General features: G+C 66.6%; 12 protein-coding genes and 1 pseudogene. 2 read left to right on the top strand and 11 right to left on the bottom strand.

The window, feature by feature from the left end; translation table 11 throughout:
• The first annotated feature begins 117 nt into the window (after window positions 1-117).
• On the top strand, window positions 118-2,841 hold the full coding sequence (locus tag AC6JAM_RS08915) for a helix-turn-helix transcriptional regulator (RefSeq protein WP_497934502.1): 2,724 nt from the start codon (window positions 118-120) through the stop codon (window positions 2,839-2,841).
• Between the two features lie 188 nt (window positions 2,842-3,029).
• Window positions 3,030-3,689 (top strand): NeuD/PglB/VioB family sugar acetyltransferase, encoded by a 660-nt coding sequence (locus tag AC6JAM_RS08910; protein ID WP_497934501.1) that lies wholly within the window; start codon window positions 3,030-3,032, stop codon window positions 3,687-3,689.
• Here the strand turns inward: AC6JAM_RS08910 and AC6JAM_RS08905 are convergent.
• From AC6JAM_RS08905 to AC6JAM_RS08855, 11 genes and pseudogenes are all read right to left on the bottom strand, one after another.
• Window positions 3,686-5,008, bottom strand: coding sequence for a M18 family aminopeptidase (locus AC6JAM_RS08905; protein ID WP_056392357.1), 1,323 nt, complete (start codon window positions 5,006-5,008; stop codon window positions 3,686-3,688). The genes AC6JAM_RS08910 and AC6JAM_RS08905 overlap by 4 nt on opposite strands.
• A 22-nt stretch (window positions 5,009-5,030) precedes the next feature.
• The gene (locus AC6JAM_RS08900) at window positions 5,031-6,437 is read right to left on the bottom strand and encodes an amino acid permease (RefSeq protein WP_497935945.1); all 1,407 of its coding nucleotides are present in this window, start codon (window positions 6,435-6,437) and stop codon (window positions 5,031-5,033) included.
• 275 nt (window positions 6,438-6,712) lie between these two features.
• Complete coding sequence (locus AC6JAM_RS08895; RefSeq protein WP_497934500.1) at window positions 6,713-7,606, bottom strand: ABC transporter permease; 894 nt, start codon at window positions 7,604-7,606, stop codon at window positions 6,713-6,715.
• Window positions 7,606-8,529, bottom strand: a complete 924-nt coding sequence (locus AC6JAM_RS08890) for an ABC transporter ATP-binding protein (RefSeq protein ID WP_018769852.1) — start codon at window positions 8,527-8,529, stop codon at window positions 7,606-7,608. The genes AC6JAM_RS08895 and AC6JAM_RS08890 overlap by 1 nt, the downstream gene beginning before the upstream one ends.
• A gap of 149 nt (window positions 8,530-8,678) precedes the next feature.
• On the bottom strand, window positions 8,679-10,175 hold the full coding sequence (locus AC6JAM_RS08885; protein ID WP_223993159.1) for a bifunctional phosphatase PAP2/diacylglycerol kinase family protein: 1,497 nt from the start codon (window positions 10,173-10,175) through the stop codon (window positions 8,679-8,681).
• 21 nt (window positions 10,176-10,196) lie between these two features.
• The gene (locus AC6JAM_RS08880; protein WP_377204489.1) at window positions 10,197-11,426 is read right to left on the bottom strand and encodes an MFS transporter; all 1,230 of its coding nucleotides are present in this window, start codon (window positions 11,424-11,426) and stop codon (window positions 10,197-10,199) included.
• Window positions 11,423-12,196 carry a DeoR/GlpR family DNA-binding transcription regulator gene (locus tag AC6JAM_RS08875; protein ID WP_018769855.1) on the bottom strand — a complete coding sequence of 258 codons (774 nt, stop codon included), beginning with the start codon at window positions 12,194-12,196 and terminating at the stop codon, window positions 11,423-11,425. Before AC6JAM_RS08875 ends, AC6JAM_RS08880 begins: the two co-directional genes overlap by 4 nt.
• Window positions 12,197-12,248: 52 nt before the next feature.
• A pseudogene (locus AC6JAM_RS08870) lies at window positions 12,249-13,932 on the bottom strand (ATP-binding cassette domain-containing protein).
• 43 nt (window positions 13,933-13,975) lie between these two features.
• Window positions 13,976-15,964, bottom strand: coding sequence for a penicillin-binding transpeptidase domain-containing protein (locus tag AC6JAM_RS08865; RefSeq protein ID WP_497934499.1), 1,989 nt, complete (start codon window positions 15,962-15,964; stop codon window positions 13,976-13,978).
• Window positions 15,965-16,030: 66 nt separating this feature from the next.
• Window positions 16,031-17,473, bottom strand: a complete 1,443-nt coding sequence (locus AC6JAM_RS08860; RefSeq protein WP_018769858.1) for a phytoene desaturase family protein — start codon at window positions 17,471-17,473, stop codon at window positions 16,031-16,033.
• Window positions 17,466-18,920, bottom strand: a complete 1,455-nt coding sequence (locus tag AC6JAM_RS08855) for a glycosyltransferase family 87 protein (RefSeq protein WP_223993161.1) — start codon at window positions 18,918-18,920, stop codon at window positions 17,466-17,468. Before AC6JAM_RS08855 ends, AC6JAM_RS08860 begins: the two co-directional genes overlap by 8 nt.
• Window positions 18,921-18,959: the final 39 nt, after the last annotated feature.

Here is an 18,959-nt window from a genome sequence, read left to right as displayed (position 1 = left end):
AATCTTGATGCAATCCAGCGCAAATTTGTATGGTGCCATGTTTAGTGGCGCGTTATATTCGCTTGTAGCGGCCTACGCGTTGGGGAGCGCGGCCACCATTTGAACCGGCAGTACAAAATGCGGTCTCCTTCTTCGATGATTGGGGACCCCATGCCGCTTGTGGGCCGAAACAAAGAAATTGACCGGATTCTTTCTGCGATCCGTGGCCCCAAGGAAACAGCCTTGGCCATCGTCGGCGGCCGGGGCATAGGCAAGTCAGCCCTGTTGTCCGAAATTTCCTCTCTCTGCGAATACCGGTCCGTGTTCCTGGCCGCCAGCGCCGCTGAATCGGGCTGGCCCTTTTCCGGGCTGACCGCGCTGCTGAATGAGATGGATGACCCGGTCCTGAACGGGTCCGTCGACGCCCTCGGGGGTGGCAACGCCGGTGCCCTGACCGTTCCCGCTGTGTCCGGCATGCTGCTCAGCGGACTGCAGCGCCGGTCGTCAACGCGGACCATCATTGCGATTGACGACGCCGACAGCCTGGATCCGGCCAGTCAATCAGTCATTGGATTCCTGGCACGGCGACTGGCCGGCACGGAAATTGTCCTGTTTGCGGGCATGCGGGACGAGGTCCCGGGAAGCCCCTTCACCGGCCTCCCCGCCCTGCGCCTGGGTGCGCTGAGCCAGGGTGACACCGTGCGGATGCTGGAAAGCATGCCAACCAAACAGACCACGACGGCGGTGGCCCACGCGGTTGCCGCAGCCACCGGCGGCAACCCGCTTGCCGCCGTCGAACTGTACAGCGGGCTGGTGGAGAGGCACGCCGGCGGCAAGTGCGCACTGCCCATCCCGCTGTCCTCCACGAGCAGCCTTGACGCTGGACACACATCAGCGGTGGCCGCTCTGACTCCCGGCGCGAGCATGGTCCTGGACCTGCTTGCGCTCTCGTTCCGCAGTGACATCACCACTATCGGGAAAATCGACCATGAAGCGTGGCTTCACGCAGATGAATTGGTGGCTGCCGGACTGGTGCAGCGATCCGGACAACACCTGTGGATAGCGGACCAGATGCTGCGGGGCCATGTGCACGCGGCCATGCCACCTGACGTCCGCACCGCAACCCACCGCGCCCTGGCTGAAGCAGCACGGGGTACCGATCGACATGCCCGCAGCTGGCACTTGAGCTTCGCGGTGGTCTTGGAGCACGAAACTCCCTTCCACCTTCTCCGTCACGCGGTGCACCTGGTCCGGAGGGGCGAGGTGTCCTTCGCGGTGGAATGCATCGAGCGGGCCCTCGCCATCAACCCGGGCGAAGCGGAAACGGCGGCACGCCTCACCGGGCTGGCCGAGCTGCTCTTCACCCGCGGTGATCTGGTGCATGCGCGCCGGTACCTGGAGTGGGCGCAAGGGGTCACCCGCGACCCCAACTTGATTCTGCGGTTGACCGGCCTCTCCTTCGAGATCGATTTCGTCCAGGGCTTTGCGGTGCGCTGCAGCATGCTGCAGCGGCTGGTAAAGGAGTTTGGCCAGCACGATCCGGGGTATTCCGCTGGCCTGCTGGCCATCGCCGCCGTCTATTATGCCGAGCGGTGGGAACTGAAAGAGGCAGTTGAGCTGCTGCGCCAGGGCGGCGCGTTCCGCGGCTCCGCGTCCTTGCAGTGCCTGGCCATCGCCGACCATGCCGAACTGCTGGTCGAATCGATCAGCGGCGGAAGGGCAAACCCCTCCCGCCGCCCCGGGCAGGTCCGCAGCGCCCGGCCGGCCCGCCTCCTGCTGCGCGGCCGGGCGCTCACCTATGCGGAACAGTACGAAAGCGCCCGTGAAGCCTTCGCGATGCTCCGCAGCTCCACAGAACCGGACCACGCCAATTGGCGGGAAACAGCAGCCCTCATGGCAGTAGACAATGAGATCCGCGCCGGGAATGTGGCAGCGGCGGTCAGGCTGATCGACGAACTCGAGCTCTGCCAACCTGACCTGGAGTACCACCGGGGAGCCCGGCACCTGTTCCGGGTTTGGCGTGCCTACTCGTTGGGCGATGACGAACTCGCGCGTAACCAGGCCGCCAATGCCCTGGACTATCTGCGATCGGGAAACCACCCTGGGCTCACGGCACAGCTGGCGGCCTGCCATGGCCACTTCGCACTCCTGCGGGGTGACCTGGCGGAGTCCGTTGTCCAGCTGTCCAGGGCCGCGGAAATCGGTCTGGGGCTGGGCAACCCCACCCTGCTGCGCTGTGAGGCCGACCTGGTGGAGGTACTGGTCCGTCTTGGCCGGCACCGTGAAGCCACCCAGGCTCTTCAACGCCTGGAAAGCCGTTCGGCGGGGTTGCGCTCTCCGTGGCTGGTCATGGTGGTTGCCCGGAGCCGCGCCATGCTTGCGGACGGCGAGCAGTCCCTGCAGCTCTTCAAGCAGGCGCTTGAAGACAGGAACGGTCACAGGCTTGAGCGGGGCAGGACCCTGATGTGCTATGCGGAACGTTTGCATGGCTTCGGCAGGCTGCGCCACGCGCGGGAGGCCTTGCTCCGGGCCAAGGTGATGTTTGACGAGGCCGGGGCTGATGCCTGGACGCAGCACGTGGACGCCCTCCTGCTGGACGAACGGTGGGAGGCCGCCCGCCCGCAGGGCAACCCGTCAATGCTCTTGCTCACGGACCATGAGAGGGCGCTGGCGATGATGGTGGCCCGGGGGATGCGCAACAAGGAAATAGCCGGCACATTGTATGTTTCGGTCCGCACCGTCGAAGTACGCCTCACGGCCATCTACCGCAAGCTCGGCGTTGAGTCCCGCGCACAGCTGACTGCCCTGGCCGCCGGCAAGGCAACTCCGGCTGCGGAGCCGTACGTCCTGCCCGTCCTGTGATCCACAGGTCCCCGCAGTTTCCACATAGTCCCTGTTCCGAACCACATAGCCTTCGGTGTCGAGGCGGAAAGTGTGCCCCTGGCGAATAGCCTTGTCCCACGTTCAGAGGACGTCACGCGCCGGGAAAGGTACAGCATGGACCGGATTCCAGTAACGACACCCCGGCAGGCTGCTGCCGGCGCCGTCACGTGAGCGAACTGATCCTGATAGGTGCCAGCGGCCTGGCGCGTGAAGTCCTGGCCATGGTCCGCGGCAGCGGCCAGTATGACGTGGTTGGGCTGCTCGATGATGACAGGGAGATGGCCGGCGTCACCGTCGATGGTGCCCCCGTCCTTGGCAGCATTGATGATGCAGTCAACTACATGCACGCCTTCCTCCTGGTGTGCATTGCGTCCAGCAGGGAACGCGAAGCGGTGGTGTCGCATCTGGGCACCCTGGGGATCGGCGAGTCGAGGTACGCCAGTGCCGTGGATCCTTCCGTCCAGTACCCGGAAGGCTGCCGTGTGGGCCGCGGCTGCATCCTGCTGCGCAACGTAACCCTCACTGCCGCCGTGAGCCTGGGATCCCACGTGGTTGCCATGCCCTCAGTCACGTTCTCGTACGACGACGATGTCTCCGACTTTGCGACCTTCGCCGCGGGCGTCTCACTGGGCGGCGGCGCCAGGATAGGCAAGGGCGCCTACCTCGGATTGAATTCGAGCGTCCGGGAGAGGACATCCGTGGGAGACTACGCGACCATCGGCATGGGCGCGGCCGTTCTCAGCAATGTTCCCGACGGCGAAACGTGGGTAGGGGTGCCTGCCCACCAAATTGACCATGGTGGGTTCAACTACGGCTGGATCCGTTAGGGGTGTGCCCCCGCCGGCAAGGCCGCCGTCCGGAAGAACAGCTCCGTCACCGCGGCCAGGCGGTGTGGATCCTCAATCCCGCACAGCTCCCGGGCCGAGTGCATGGACAGCAGGGGAACGCCCACGTCCACGGTCCGGATGCCCAGCCGGGTCGCGGTGAGCGGCCCGATGGTGGAACCGCAGGGCACCACGTTGTTGGACACGAATTCCTGGTAGGGAACGCCTGCTTCGCCGCAGAGCCGCGCCCAGAATGCGGCGCCGAACGCGTCCGTGGCGTAGCGCTGGTTGGCATTGATCTTCAGCAGCGGCCCGCCGTTCAGCACGGGATGGTTGGCGGGGTCGTGCCGCTCGGGATAGTTGGGGTGCACGGCGTGGCCGGCATCGGCAGAGAGGCAGAACGACGCCGACAAGGCCTGCCGGCGTTGGCTCACCGTCGCGCCCAGGCCGTCGGAGATGCGCACCAGCACGTCCTCGAGGATGGGCCCGCAGGCCCCTGAGCGGGAGTTGGAGCCGATTTCCTCGTGGTCGAAGGCGGCAAGGACCGCAATCGGGCCGCCGGCGGCTGCGGACTCCGCATGGGCGGTCAGCGCTGCCAGTCCGGCATGCGTGGCGGAAAGGTTGTCCAGCCGCCCTGATGCGAAGAACTCCCCCTTGCCCCCGAAAACCGCAGGCGCCTGCGTGTCCGCAATGACGACGTCGTACCCGCCAATCTGCCCCGGATCGACGGATGCGCCGGCAACCGACGCCGCCAGCACGCCCAGCAGGTCGGAGTCTGAAGGACTTCCCAGCCCCCAGACGGGGTTCATGTGGCGCTGTTTGTCCAGGGTGAGGCCATCGTTCACGGCCCGGTCCAGGTGGATGGCCAGCTGCGGGAAGCGGAGCAGCGGCCCGGTGGCCGTGAGGTGCTCGGTGCCATCAAGCATCACCAGCCGGCCCGCCAGCCGCAGCTCCCGGTCCAGCCAGGAATTCAGCAGGGGGCCGCCGTAGATTTCCACCCCGGCCTGGAGCCAGCCGTGCGCACCCGTGGTGGGCTTGGGCTTGAGCTTGAACGACGGCGAATCGGTGTGCGCGCCCAGGATGTTGAAACCCGTGGCGGGTCCCGCGTCTTCGGGGACCACCCAGGCGATCAGGGCGCCGTCGCGGATGATGAAGAAGGAACCGGGCCCGGCCTCCCACGGCTGCAGCTCATCCAGGCGGGTGAACCCGGCTTCCTCCAGGCGCCGGCCCCCCTCATGCGCAGCGTGGAAGCTCGACGGCGATGCGCTGACATAGGCGCCAAGGTCCTGGATGTGGTCTGCAGCAGAGGGAGGCAAAGGCATGGTCCCGAGTCTAGCGCCGCGCCTACTCGACAGGTGCCGGCGCAGCCTCGGTTGCCACGTCCGGCCGGCCCGCGGCGGCCACGCCCTTCCGCCGGTAGCGCAGCACGCCCACCGCCACCACAACGGCTGCCAGTGCAATCGAAAGCAGCAGGGACTCCCGGGTGGACTCCACGATCACCATGCCGATCAGCAGGGCCACGATGCTGATGATCGCTGCCCACGTGAGGTAGGGGAAAAGCCACATCTTCAGCTGCAGGTCCTTTGCTGCGGCTCCCATGCGCTTGCGGAGGACCAGCTGCGAGGCGGAGATGACCAGCCAGACGAACAATGCGATGGCTCCGGAGGTGTTGACCAGGAAGAGGAACACCGTGTCCGGGGCAATGTAGTTCAGGCCCACCGTGACGAAGCCGACCACGGTGGAGGCGAGGACCGCGGCAGCGGGTACGCCGCGGCGGGAGATGCGGGTCCATGCCCGCGGTGCGTCACCGCGGGTGGAGAGTGAGAACAGCATGCGGCTGGCGGTGTAGAGGCCGGAGTTCAGGCAGGACAGCACAGAGGTCAGCACCACCACGTCCATGATGGTTCCGGCGCCCGGGATGCCGAACAGTTCGATGACCGCTACGTAGGGGCTCTTGGCCACCGAGGCCGAGTTCCACGGAAGCAGGGTGACCACCACGGCGATGGAGCCGATGTAGAAGACCAGGATGCGCCATACGGTGGACTTCACGGCCTTCTTCACGGCATCCACGGGGTTTTCTGATTCGCCGGCGGCGATGGTGGCGATTTCGGCGCCGAAGAAGGAGAAGACCACCACGAGGATTCCGGCCAGGACAGCGCCCGGACCGTTGGGCATGAAGCCGCCGTTGTTGATCAGGTTGCTCAGGCCGGGGGCTGGGACACCGGGGATGAGCCCCAGGATGGCGGCGGCACCGAAGACCAGGAAGAGGACGATCGCCGCCACCTTGATGGACGCGAACCAGAACTCGAACTCGCCGTAGGACTTCACCGAGCCGAGGTTGGTGAGCGTCAGCAGCACCATGAGGACAAGGGCCCAGACCCACTGGTCAATGCCCGGCACCCACCGGTGCATGATGGCTGCGCCTGCAGTGGCCTCGATGCCCAGGACGATGATCCAGAACCACGCGTAGAGCCAGCCGATGCTGAACCCTGCCCAACGGCCCAGTGCCTTGTCCGCATAGGTCGAGAATGAGCCCGTTTCCGGGTTTGCCGCGGCCATCTCCCCCAGCATGCGCATGACCAGGATGACCACCAGGCCCGCGGCAGCATAGGCGACGAGGATACCCGGGCCGGCCTGCTGGATGGCGGCACCCGAGCCGACAAAGAGGCCTGCACCAATGACGCCGGCGATGGCGATCATGGACAGGTGCCTGGGTTTCAGGGACTTTGAGAGTTGCTGGTCAGCATGCATGGAAGCGCCGTCCTGTTGGGAAAATAGCATGGGTTGAGCGACGTGCCTTGGTGGACCACCGGGGGACCGTGTGATGCACCACATCGTCGTTTCACCCTAGGTCGGCCATTATGCACCTTGCTTTGTGCACTCCAACAGACCTGGTTGCTCCCAACAGGACGTGCCTCCAAGCAGGAACCACCACGGGCAAAGAAAGTTTCCCGCCATGCACTTTTGTAATGTGCCGGAAACCACGCGCCGTCCCTCTCGCCGGGGGCGTCAGCAGTGGTTGGCCGCTAAACGTCCCGCCGCTTCAACAGGACTGCCGCAAGCAGGACGGGGATAATGACCCAGGCGCCAAGGACGAGGGCCGCCTGCCAGGCTTCCAGGGTGTCCGGAACATGCTGGGCCGCCGTCAGCGGATCAACGGTATTGCCTGGCAGGTACTTGCGGGCCTCCTTGAAGAAGTCCCCGGGAATGAGCTGGAAGGCGATGGGTGCCACGAAGAAGATGCCCACCAGGCTCATGATGCCGCCGGCGGAATTCCTGATGAGAGTGCCCAGGGCCATGCCGATGGCGGCGACGGCGGCCACATAGATGCTGTTGACCAGAAGGAGCTTCACCGACTGGGAACTGCCAAGGTCCAGCGTGAGGCCATAGTTGTCCAGGATGGGCACGGCCACCAGTCCTGCCACCCAGGTGGAGACGGCGGTAACCACGAAGGACGTCACCATGACCACCACGAGCTTTGCAGCGAACGCGGGAAGCCGCCTGGGCACGGCCGCGAAGGTGGACCGGGCCATCCCGGTGGTGAATTCCGAACTCATCAGGAGCACACCAAGGGACCCCAGGATCAGCTGGGCGAAGGCGATGCCGGAGGTGGGCACGCTGACGGCAAGATCGCCGCCCTGCGATGCCATCCGCGCCGCGGCCTGCGGATCCCTTGTGGCCGCGCCGGCGAACTGGCCCGTCCCCCACGCGGACAGCGCGCCGAACCCGACCATGACCACCGCCGTGGAAGCGAGCAGGATCAGCGTGGAAAGGAGGCTGCGGAACTTGATGACTTCCGAGTTGAGCACCCGGAAGAACGTGGGGCCGGGCAGGGCCCGTCCACCGGCACGGGGGCTGCGGCCCCCGGCGGAGGATGCGGGGTCAGGCGAAGACGTGGGTTCGGTGGTGGTTACGCTCATTACTTGCTTACCTCCGCGGCGGGCAGGGAGTGGTATTCGACGTCGTCCTTGGTCAGTTCCATGTACGCCTCCTCGAGGCTGGCGACGAGCGGCGTCAGTTCGTAGACCATGACGTGGTTTTCCAGGGCGGCCGCCGCGATGGTCCTGGGCTCCAGGCCCGTTACTTCGAGCAGTTCCCGCTCCGGGACGTCGATGGACGCGCCCCGTCCGGCGAGCAGCTGGTAGAGACGGTCGGGTTCGTCGGTACGCACCCGGACCCGTGCCTGCCCCTTGCCGGTGATGATGTCACGGATGGGTGCGTCGGCAATCACGCGGCCGCGCCCAATGACGATCAGGTGGTCGGCGGTCTGGGCCATCTCGCTCATCAGGTGGCTGGAAAGGAACACCGTGCGTCCCTGCCCTGCGAGGTAGCGGACCAGGTTCCGCACCCAGACCACACCTTCCGGGTCCAGGCCGTTGACGGGTTCATCCAGGATGAGGGTCTGCGGGTCCCCCAGCAAGGCTGCCGCTATGCCCAGCCGCTGGCCCATCCCCAGGGAGAAGCCGCCGGCCTTCTTGCGTGCCACGGCCTCCAGCCCCGTCATTTCAATCACCTCGTGCACCCGGGATTTGGGGATGCTGTGCGTGGCCGCCATGGCCAGCAGGTGGTTGTAGGCACTACGGCTGGTGTGGACCGCCTTGGCATCGAGAAGGGCACCCACTTCGCGCAGGGGTGCCTTGTGCCGGACGTACGGCAGGCCGTTCACGGTGACCGAGCCCGACGTCGGCCGGTCCAGTCCCATGATCATCCGCATGGTGGTGGATTTTCCTGCCCCGTTGGGGCCCAGGAAGCCGGTCACTTGCCCTGCCCTGACGGTAAAGCTGACGCCGGCCACGGCGGTTTTGGCGCCGTAGACCTTGGTCAGCCCGTTTGCCTCGATCATGAAGAATCCTTTGCACGGCAGCGCGCGGCTGCAGACGACTTTCGGTGGGTGTTCATGCCTTACGCTACCGATGCCCGGGCAGCTTTTTCCCGGAATCAGGGTTGATTCAGGGGAGAATCAGGGTAGTTACTTCCCCCACGTCCACGTGGTCAGCGGCGCGGGGAGTAATACGTCAGTGCCTTCGGCTGGATCCGGTACGCGACTCTGCGCACGCCGGCCAGCGCTTCGCCATCCACCGCCAGCGCCATGGGTGCGCCTCCGGCGTCGATCCTTACCTCGGTGGCCTCCCGCAGGTGGGTGATGCGGGAGCTTGCCACTGTTCCCGTCAGCACGGACCACAGCAGCCGCAGCCGGGCAAAGGACTCGTCAGCCGTGATCATCCGGACGTCCAGCACGCCGTCATCCATCACCGGCCGGAACAAGGGCGCATGGTCCCGGGGGTAATAACGCCCCCTGCCCAGATAGGCAATCCACACCTTGCGCACAACGCCGTCCACGGACAGGGTGGTTGGGGTGCCCGCCGCAAAGGTCCTGAACATGGCCACCACCCCTGCCAGCGGCTTCCCGAGCGCCGGTTGCAGGTGTTCCCGGCGGCGGACAAAGTTCGGATAAAGGCCGACGCTGGAGGTGTTCAGCATGACCATTTCGGAGACCTCCGGGCTTCCCGCCAGGCCCCGTTCCGCCGTCACCACCCCGATGTCCGCCAGGGCCGCTTCACCTTTGCTGGCCGCATCCACTGCATCCTTCAGGCTCCCTGTCCCCGCGTCGCGCGCAAAGTGGTTCAGGGTGCCGCCGGGCAGGACCAGCAGGGGAATCGAACGTGCGACGGCGGCGGCGGCAGCTGCGCCGACCGTTCCGTCACCGCCCCACACGCCCAGGGCGCGGGTGCCAGGGAAGTCGGCGGTGGCGGCGATCCGTTGCACCAGGTCCTCGTCCGGCTGCACGGTATTTATATGCGCTTTGGGAAATACTTCCTTGAGTGCTGACGCCGTCTCCTCCTTGAAGGATCCGCCCAAGGTGTTGACCACAATGCTCAGACCCTCGCCGCCCGGCAACTCAGGCGCACTGGTCCATGCCCTGGTCGTCTGCGGAATCGGCGGACGAACCGGCCACCAATGGCGGGTCACCAGCGCAGCACCGGCACCAAGGGCCGAACCGAAGAGGACGTCCGACGGCCAGTGGGCGCCGGTGTGAACCCGCGAATAGGCGACTCCCACGGCTGCGGGAGCCAGGGCAGCACCTACGGCCGGGCGGACCAGGCCTGCCCCGACTGCGAACGCTATCGCAGACGCCGAATGCCCCGATGGCATGGAGGAACTGGTGGGCTGTGGATGCACGAAGCGGAATACCGGAAGATGTTCGGGGAGCGGGCGGGTCCGGGGGAGCAGCGTCTTGAACACCACGTTGGTCACGGCGGAGGCCACCCCCTGGGCGATCAGCCCATGCAGTGCTGCCCTCCGCGTCTTGCCGGGAAACAACGCCAGGACGGCCGCCGCTCCCATCCAGAGCTTTCCGTGGTTGGCCGAGGCGGAAAGCCGGCGGAAGAACACATCGTGGTTGCCGCCGGGCAGGTTGGATACATGCTTGAGAAGGTATCTATCGAGGCGGCTGATCCAGCTTCTCCCCCGCGGCCTGGCGCTTTGCATGTGATCACCCTAACCCAAGGTCTAGTCCCGCTTGGCGGCTTCCTGCCCGGCGGCTTCCTCGACCGCGTTAAGGGGCCTCGCGGCACCGGCAAGAAGCAGCGCCACCAGGATGGGTGCCATGATGGCCAGCAGCGCGGTGTGGATACCGGTGAGGTCACCGAGGTAGCCCAGCAGCGGTGGTCCAGCAAGGAATGATATATACCCCAAAGTGGATACAACGGAAACGCGTGCGGCTGAGTGCCGTGGGTCATCGGACGCAGCGGACATGCCCATGGGGAAAGCCAGGGCGGCGCCGACGCCCCACAGGGCTGCACCGATGCCGGCCAGCCAGATATTGGGCGCCAGCACAAAAAGGCCCAGGCCCGCGGCCGCTGCGGCCATGCTGGCCCGCAGGACTGCCACCCGTCCGTATGCGTCAATGACTCGGCCGCCCAGGAACCGCATGGCGGTCATGGCCAGGACGAAGAGGGCGAACATGAGGGCGCCGGTGGATTCGGAGGCCGCGAGCCCGTCCACTGAGGCCTTGGCGATCCAGTCGTTGCCCGCTCCCTCGGTGAGGGTGGCGCCCAGGACCACGACGCCGATGAGCAGTGTCCTGCTGTCCCGCCACGCGGACGGTCCCTTGGCGGGTTTCGGCTCCCCCTCCACGGGGGCGGTGGAGATGTGGGGAAGGAAGTAGCGTGGCACGGTCAATGCCACCAGCACCACCACGGCTGCAATCGCCATGAGATGCAGCGGCAGGTCCACACCCAGGGTGGAAAGCCCTGCACCCACCAGGGCGCCAACGAATGCGCCGCCGCTGAAGGCCGCGTGGAACTGGGGCATGATGGTGCGACGGAGCTTGTGCTCCACGTCGGCCCCTTCGATGTTCTGTGCCACATCCCAAAGGCCAATGCCAATGCCAAAGAAGAACAGCGAAACCGCTGTTCCGGGAATGGACGTGGCCGAAAGCGACAGGGCGATTCCCACACCTGCGGCCGCCGCCAGCAAGCCCGCAAAGCGGACCGTTTTGGCGGTGCCAATCCTGCCGACCACCAGGCCGGCGGTGGGAAGTGCCAGCAGTGAGCCTACGGCCGTGCACAGCAGCAGCGTGCCCATTTGCCCCGACGTGATGTGCAGCGTCTGCGTAACGGCAGGGATCCTGGCCGCCCAGCTTGCGAACACGAGTCCGTTGATCCCGAAGACCACGAACGTGGCTGCGGCGGCGGCTCTCAAGCCTGCCTGCTGTTCCTTACCTGTACTGGAGCTCATACGTACACTACTTCCACAGAGTATTTTTTAAGGTCGGCATGGTCCTGGGCGCTGAATTGCCGGTCCGTCACGATGACATCCACTTTTTCCAGGCCGGCGACGAGCACCCGGGCGCTGGCCTGCCACTTTCCCGCGGAGGCGGCCACCACCACTCGTGCCGCAGCTTCCAGGCCGGCCTTCTTCACCGCGGCATCGTCGAGGTCGTGGGCCAGCAGGCCGTCGCGGAAGTCCACTGCGCAGGGCGTGACCACCGCGGTGTCAAAACGCAGGGACCTGATGTTGGACTCGGCCAGCGGTCCGCGGAAACAGAGTTCACCGGGCACCACGCTTCCACCCGGCAGCAGCAGGGCGGGGCGGGAGCCTGCGGCACCGTCACCGCCTGCAGCCGCATTGAGGGCCTGCAGGGACATGGGCATCAGGGTCACCTGCCGGCCGGCCGCTGCCCGCGCCACTTCGGTTGCCGTGCTGCCGCTGTCCAGCCAGACGTGTTCGCCGTCGGCCAGCAGGCCGGCCACGGCAGCTGCGATGCGCTTCTTGGCATCCCGGTCCTCCAGCTCCCGCTGTCCGTAGCCCGGGTTGCGGCCGTGGCCTATCAGGCTCCTGGCGCCGCCGTGGACCCTGCGGAGCACACCGTGGCCGGCCAGTACTTCAAGGTCCCGGCGGATGGTTGCGCCGGAGGCGGCGCAGGCCTGCATCAGGTCCTCGACGCTCACCTCCGGCTGCCGCCGGAGGATTTCGGCAATGGTCCTGTGCCGCTCGTCCGTTTTCATGAGCAAATGATATCAACTCATGATCATTTGCTCATGTGGTGGCCGGGACAGCTCAGCGGCTGCGCGCCACCCTCTGTTCATCCCACAACCGGCTCCGCCGACTCGTACACCTTCCCGTCGGAGCCGAATACCAGGAACCGGTCGAAGGTCCGGGCAAACCAGCGGTCGTGGGTGACCGCCAGGACAGTTCCCTCGAAGTGGTCAATGGCCCGCTCCAGCGCCTCAGCGGAGTGCAGGTCCAGGTTGTCCGTGGGCTCGTCCAGCAGCAGCAGGGTGGCACCACTGAGCTGAAGCAGGAGGATCTGGAACCGCGCCTGCTGGCCGCCGGAGAGTGACTCATACTTCTGTTCCGACTGTCCCGCCAGGCCGTAGCCGTCCAGGGCACCCGCGGCGGCCTCCCGGCCCAGCCCGGAACGGTGTTCATCGCCGCGGTGCAGGATTTCCAGCAGGGTCTTTCCCAGCAGGTCGGGACGGACATGGGTCTGGACAAAGAATCCCGGCCGGATCCTGGCACCGAGCTTGACGGTGCCTTCGTGCGGTACCTCGGCGATGTCAACATCGGACACGGGCAGGTGTTCGCGTTCGGGGTCAGTGCCGCCAGTGGCCAGCAGCCGCAGGAAGTGCGACTTGCCGGAACCATTGGAGCCCAGCACGCCCACGCGGTCGCCGAACCACACTTCCGTGGAAAAGGGCTTCATGAGCCCGGTGAGTTCCAGCTTCTCCGCCACGATGGCGCGCTTGGCGGTCCGTCCGCCCTTGAGCCTCATTTGCACGTTCTGCTCGATGGGCAGCGCCTCGGGCGGCCCCACTTCAAGGAACTTTGCCAGCCGGGTCTGGGCGGAATGGTAGCGGTTGGCCATGTCGGAGCGGAACGCGGCCTTGTTCTTGTACATGTTGACGAGTTCCTTGAGCTTGATGTGCTCCTCGTCCCAGCGCTTGCGCAATTCCTCGAACCGGGCGTTCCGGTCCGCCCGGGCCTCCACGTACGATTCGAATCCGCCGCCGTGGATCCACGCGGCGGCCCCGTTGATCCCCGGCTCAAGGGTGACAATGCGCCCGGCGGCGTTGTTCAGCAGCTCGCGGTCGTGGCTGATGAAGAAGACGGTTTTCCTGGAGTCATTGAGCTTCTCCTCGAGCCAGCGCTTGCCCGGCACGTCAAGGTAGTTGTCCGGCTCGTCCAAAAGGAGGAGATCGTCCGGGCCGGCGAACAGTGCTTCCAGCACCAGGCGCTTCTGCTCGCCGCCGGAAAGGGTCGACGCCGGGCGGTGCTGTGCGCGGTCAAAGGGCAGTCCCAGCGCGGCCATGCAGACCTCGTCCCAGACGGTCTCGACGTCGTAGCCGCCGGCGTCCCCCCAGTCCACGATGGCCTGGGCGTACCGCATCTGGGTGGGCTCGTCGTCGTCCTCCATCATGGCCAGCTCGGCGTCATCCACCTCGCGGGCAGCGGCTGCCAGGGCCGGGGGAGCGGCGGACACCAGGAGGTCCCGGACGGTGGAGCCGTCCCGCACCTGCCCCACGAACTGGCGCATGATGCCCATGTTTCCGGACCGCCCAATGACGCCCTCGTCCGGGACCAGGTCTCCGGCGATGATCCGGAACAGCGTGGTCTTCCCAGTGCCGTTGGGCCCGATGAGGGCGGTCTTGGTGCCGTCAGGGACCTTGAAGGTCACTCCGTTCAGGAGCTGGGTGCCGTCGGAGAGGAAGTAGTCGATGCCGGAAACGTCAATATGGGCCACACCGTCAATCCTCCCACGCCGGTCCCTTGCCTGGCGGGGTCCCCTAGCCGGCGGCGGTGAGGAACTGCTTCAGCAGCGGGCCGGAGGTGGTGGCGCCCAGGCCGCCGTCCTCCACGAAGACGGCTACGGTCAGGTCCCCGTGGACGGCCACGATCCAGGCGTGCGTCTTTGGCGGAGTCTCGGTGCCGAATTCGGCGGTTCCGGTCTTCGCCCCTACCGGTGCCCCGGGGACGCTGGACAGGAACCCTGCGTGGCCGGACGTGACGACGGCGCGCATCATGTCTGCCAGCGACGCCGCCTCCGCAGCCGTGATCGGCTTGTCCGAGGCGGTGGAGGGTGCCTCGGCAGCGGCGGTTGCGGACCGGTCGGCCGCGGGGGCAGTGGAACCTGCCGTTGTTCCGGCAGCGGGCGCACCGGCGTCGGGGTTGAGGACCAGCTGCGCGGCGACGGGGGCGCCCTTGGCCACGGAGCCGGCCATGATTGCTGCGGCCAACGGGGAGAGCAATACCTTGCCCTGGCCAATCATGGACGCTGCGTGTTCGGTGCCCTGCGCCTGCCCTGGAACGGAGCCCAGGAAGGCTTCGGCGCCAAGTTTCGGCGCCTCCACCGCCACTCCCATGGACGTGGCAGCGGCTTCAAGCTGGCCCTGCGACACCGAGTCGCGCTGGGAGATGAAGGCAGTGTTGCAGGAGTGGGCAAAGGCGTCCCGCAGGGTCACCGCGCCCAAAGAGGTCTCGGGGTAGCCTTCCGAGTTTTTGAAGGTCCGCCCGTCCACCGTGAGCGTGGGGGTGCACTGGATGGTGGAGTCGGGCGTCATCCCGTTCCGGAACATGGCCAGGGAATCCACCATCTTGAAGATCGATCCCGGGGCGTACTGTCCCAGCATTGCCGTGTTGTAGCCGTTGCTGCCGGGCCCGGAAGCCGCTGCCAGCACGGCTCCGGTGGAGGGTCGGAGGGCCACGATGGCTGACGCCGGACCCACCGGCTCCAGGATGCCCTCAGCCAGCGTCTGCAGCCGCGGATCGAGGGTGGTCTTCAGCGGCGTCCCGGGCTTGGGCTCCACCTGGAAGAGGACGCGGCGGGGGTCGGTGCCGGCGGATTGGATCTGTTCGCGCGTGAGGTCGGCCCGTTGCGCGCGGATGACGACGGCGTCCGATCCGCGGAGCTGTTCGTCATACTGCTGCTGGAGCCCTCCGATGCCCGTGACGTCCCCGGGGGCCAGGGCGCCATCGGACGCCTCGATTTGTTCCGCCGTCGCTTCCCCTACCGACCCGAGCACGGCCCGGGCAAACGTCCTGCTCGGGGCCAGGGGGATGGATGCCGGGATGCCGCGGGCGCCGGGAATGGCCTGGATCTGTGCATCGGTGATGGTCCGGCCCTCTTCGCGGAGGGTGATGGCGGAAACAAAGGCCTGGGCCCCTGCTGCCTTGACCTGCTGCACGTAGGCGGCAGGGTCCACTCCCACCAGGGCAGCCAGTTTGCCGGCGGAATCGGCGGGGTCTGCGCTGCCCAACTGGGGCTTGTCGATGCCCACATTCACCACGGGGCGGTAGGTCACCAGCGGGACGTCTCCGGCGCCCAGGATGTCTGCGCGCTGGGGGGTCTGGGATCCTTTGGTCACGATTTCGCTGTCCCCGAGGCCCGGTGCCAGGATGGCCGGATCCCAGACGGTGAGCCATTTATCGCCGGACTTCCTGAAGTTCGCTGCGATGGTGTACTTCCATTCCGCGTCGCCGAACTTCCAGGTGTAGTTCAGGGGTGCGGAGGCCTTGTCCCCGTCCAGCGTGAGTCCGCCTGCCTGGACCTCGGGCTTTTGCGGGTCCAGGGCCGCGAAGACCTGGTGCAGCTGGTCGTTCGCTGCGGCGGCGTCCTTGCCGTCGAAAGCCACGGACCCTACATCGAGCGCCGAGACTGCGCCGGCCAGCTGCCGTGCCGCGGCTTCCGCGCCGGACTTTCCGTCATCGCAGGCCACCAGCGAGGTTCCGATAATGAGCGCAGTTATGGCAAGCGAAAGTTTTGTTGTTTTCCCCATCGCGCCATTATCCCCCGGGCCGGCTGACATCAACGCCACGCGTGTTCAGTCCCGGGTCATGGAGCGTTATGAGAGCCCCAGGTCTGGCACCGGCAGTTTGAAGACGTCCTTCAGGGCGGACGTTGCGGCATGCAGCCCGGGCATGCCCGTCACCCCGGGACCCGGCGGTGTCGACGACGAACACAGGTAGACGCCCAGCAGCGGCGTCCGCCACGGGATGGGGGACACCACCGGCTTCTGGACCAGACCCCGGACGTCCATGATGCCGGCGCTGAAATCGCCCCCAATGTAGTTCCGGTTGTATTCAGCCAACTCCGCTGCGGTGATGACGTGTGATTCCACCACAAGATCGCGGAATCCCGGGGCGAACCGTTCCAGCTGCGCGGCAACCTGGCTGGTCATGTCCTTCGTCGAGCCGGAGGGAACATGGCAGTACGTCCACAGTGTGTGCCGGCCTGCAGGGGCGCGGCCTGCGTCGAAGCGGGACGGCTGGGCCACGAGCACATATGGCCGTTCAGGATGGCGTCCGGCACTGACTTCGTTTTCCGAGCGTGCCAGCTCGGCCCGCGTGCCGCCCACGTGCACGGTGCCGGCGTCGGAAAGTCCGCTGGCCTGCCACGGCACCGGCCCGGACAGGATGAAGTCCACCTTGCACGAGCCATTGCCGTAACGGAAGCGTTCCAGGGCCCGCCGGTAATGTCCGGGAAGTGATTCCCCTGCCATGTCCAGCAACCCCCGGGGTGCCACGTCCAGCAGCGTGGCGCGGGTGGCAGGAAGCTGTTCCAACCGGTCAATCGGGGTTCCGGTGTGGATGACTCCTCCGTGGGCGCGGATGTCGTCCGCGAGGGCTGCCGCGATGGATGCGGAACCGCCGCGGGGGATGGGCCATCCCACGGCGTGTCCCAGGGCACCAAGCATCAGCCCGGCTCCGGAGGCGGCGAGGGAGGGCAGGTGGGAGATGGCATGGGCGGCCACACCGCTGAGGAGGGCCGGCGCCAGTTCCTCCCGGAACCGAAGGTTCCACAGCCCGGTCCCTTGTTCCAGGGTCCGCAGGCCGTAGACGCCGGCCACCAGGGGGTTCCGGGGGATCCGGAGGAGTTGGTTTTGGGTGAAGTCCATGACGTCGTCAATGTGGCGGACCAGTGGCTCCATGAGCCGGCGGTACGCGGGTCCGTCCCGGCCCAGTCCTTCAACGGTCCTGTCCATCGATTGATAGGCCAGGGCTGCCCGGCCACCTTCCAGCGGGGAACCGAAGGACACGTCCGGGGTGATGAGGTCCACCCTTCGGGGCAACTCGAAAGCGCGGAAGAAAGGGGACGCCACAGCCATTGGGTGCACGGCGGAGCAGACATCATGGAAGTGCCCGGGCTGCATCAACTCCGTGGTCCGGGTTCCGCCGCCAATCGTCGCTGCGGCCTCGAAGACCTCCACTGACAGGCCGGCCCGCGCCATCACCGCGGCCGCGGAGAGTCCGTTGGGGCCGGACCCTACTACTGCCACATCAGGCACGGGACCCCGCCTTCGCCGCGCGGAATGAAGCCGGCAGCTTGAGCCGGATCCGGTCCGGCGCGTTGGAGAAGGGGCCGCCGTGGGGGTCGTCCAGGTGGTGGCGGCGGATGGGATCATAGGCGGGATCGTAAATATCCCAGACGACGCGTGCCATGAGATAGGCCACCGCGGCCATATGCGCGGCCACCGCCAGGACGTAGTAGGGCATGTCCAGGTTGTGCTGGGAGGAACCTGCGCTGGTCACCTGTCCAAGGTACATCCATATCGCAGCCCAATGCAGGGCTTCGATGCCCTGCCAGACCAGGAAGTCGCGCCACCGCGGCCGGGCCAGGGCCAGCAGCGGAATGAGCCACACCACGTATTGGGGCGAATACACCTTGCTGGTAAGGATGAAGGCCGCCACGATCAGGAAGGCGAGCTGCGCCATGCGGGGACGGCGGGGGGCCGTCAACGCAACAGCGGCAATGCCTGCACAGGCCACGGCAAAGAACCCGGTGGAAAACATGCTGACGGCACCGGCGCCAAGCCCGGACCAGCCCAGCCTGTCCGCCACCAGGTTGTAGGCAAACCAGGCTGAGCTGTACCCGGCGCCCCGCTCAGCGCTGTACTGGAAGAAGAAGGCCCACCCGGAAGGGTTGGCAGCCGCGAACGGCAGGTTCACTGCCAGCCAGGCGGCGGCCGCGCTGCCGCCGGCCACCAGCAGCGGGCGCCATCTTCCCGTGCGTACTGCAAGCAGCAGGATGGCGCCCAGCACCAGCAGCGGATACAGCTTGGTGGCCGTGGCGAGGCCAATCATGACCCCGGCGGGCACAAGCCGTTGCCGGGCAAAGAAGTACATCCCCAGGGCAAGCAGGCATGCGGCCCAAAGGTCCCAGTTGATGGTTCCGGCCAGCACGATCCCCGGGGCCACCGCCACCATGGCCGCATCCCACGGACGGCGGCCGGGCATGCGTGCTGTCACCAGCACGGTGGCCATGGCCACCGCCGCCAGCAGCACCGCGTTGATGTCAAAGTAGGCCAGGGCGCGGGCACCGGCCTCTCCGCCGGGTACCAGCCAGGCCGTCACACCCGCGATCAGCCCAAGGAGCACCGGGTATTCGAACTGGCTGCCGCTGCCCAGGATGGGAAAGATTCCCGCGGCCATGCCGCGGTTGCGGAACAATTCGGGGAAATCCGAGTAACACGTGGCATAGAACTGCGTGGGCGTCTCCCAGCCGTTGGCCCTGCAATAGCCCTTCAGCAGGACCCCCACCAGGGCTGCCAGGGCCGTGAGGACAATGAGCACCCGTTCCACCGAGTAGATACCGGGGGAGACCACGCCGGGATCTGTCCTGGATCCCAGCGGGCCGCCGATCACCTCGGTGAAATTCCGCAGCAGGGCATCGCTGCGGCTGGGCACTACGATTCGGGGCCGTCGTCCGCTGTCCGGCGACTGGGTCTCGTGCATGGCTTCGAGCTTACAGCCGGCCCCCTGCCGGGGGTTTGG

It is taken from the genome of Arthrobacter sp. GmRoot5-12 (genome assembly GCF_059739365.1).
The sequence above is the reverse complement of the archived record's forward strand: the minus strand, read 5'-3'. Positions and strand labels throughout refer to the sequence as shown.

Bases quoted from the DNA above. Each gene is read 5' to 3' on its own strand.
- AC6JAM_RS08915 (WP_497934502.1), top strand. From the start codon at position 118: ATGCGGTCTCCTTCTTCGATGATTGGGGACCCCATGCCGCTTGTGGGC.
- AC6JAM_RS08905 (WP_056392357.1), bottom strand. From the start codon at position 5,008: ATGCCTTTGCCTCCCTCTGCTGCAGACCACATCCAGGACCTTGGCGCC.
- AC6JAM_RS08900 (WP_497935945.1), bottom strand. From the start codon at position 6,437: ATGCATGCTGACCAGCAACTCTCAAAGTCCCTGAAACCCAGGCACCTG.
- AC6JAM_RS08895 (WP_497934500.1), bottom strand. From the start codon at position 7,606: ATGAGCGTAACCACCACCGAACCCACGTCTTCGCCTGACCCCGCATCC.
- AC6JAM_RS08890 (WP_018769852.1), bottom strand. From the start codon at position 8,529: ATGATCGAGGCAAACGGGCTGACCAAGGTCTACGGCGCCAAAACCGCC.
- AC6JAM_RS08885 (WP_223993159.1), bottom strand. From the start codon at position 10,175: ATGCAAAGCGCCAGGCCGCGGGGGAGAAGCTGGATCAGCCGCCTCGAT.
- AC6JAM_RS08880 (WP_377204489.1), bottom strand. From the start codon at position 11,426: ATGAGCTCCAGTACAGGTAAGGAACAGCAGGCAGGCTTGAGAGCCGCC.
- AC6JAM_RS08875 (WP_018769855.1), bottom strand. From the start codon at position 12,196: ATGAAAACGGACGAGCGGCACAGGACCATTGCCGAAATCCTCCGGCGG.
- AC6JAM_RS08865 (WP_497934499.1), bottom strand. From the start codon at position 15,964: ATGGGGAAAACAACAAAACTTTCGCTTGCCATAACTGCGCTCATTATC.
- AC6JAM_RS08855 (WP_223993161.1), bottom strand. From the start codon at position 18,920: ATGCACGAGACCCAGTCGCCGGACAGCGGACGACGGCCCCGAATCGTA.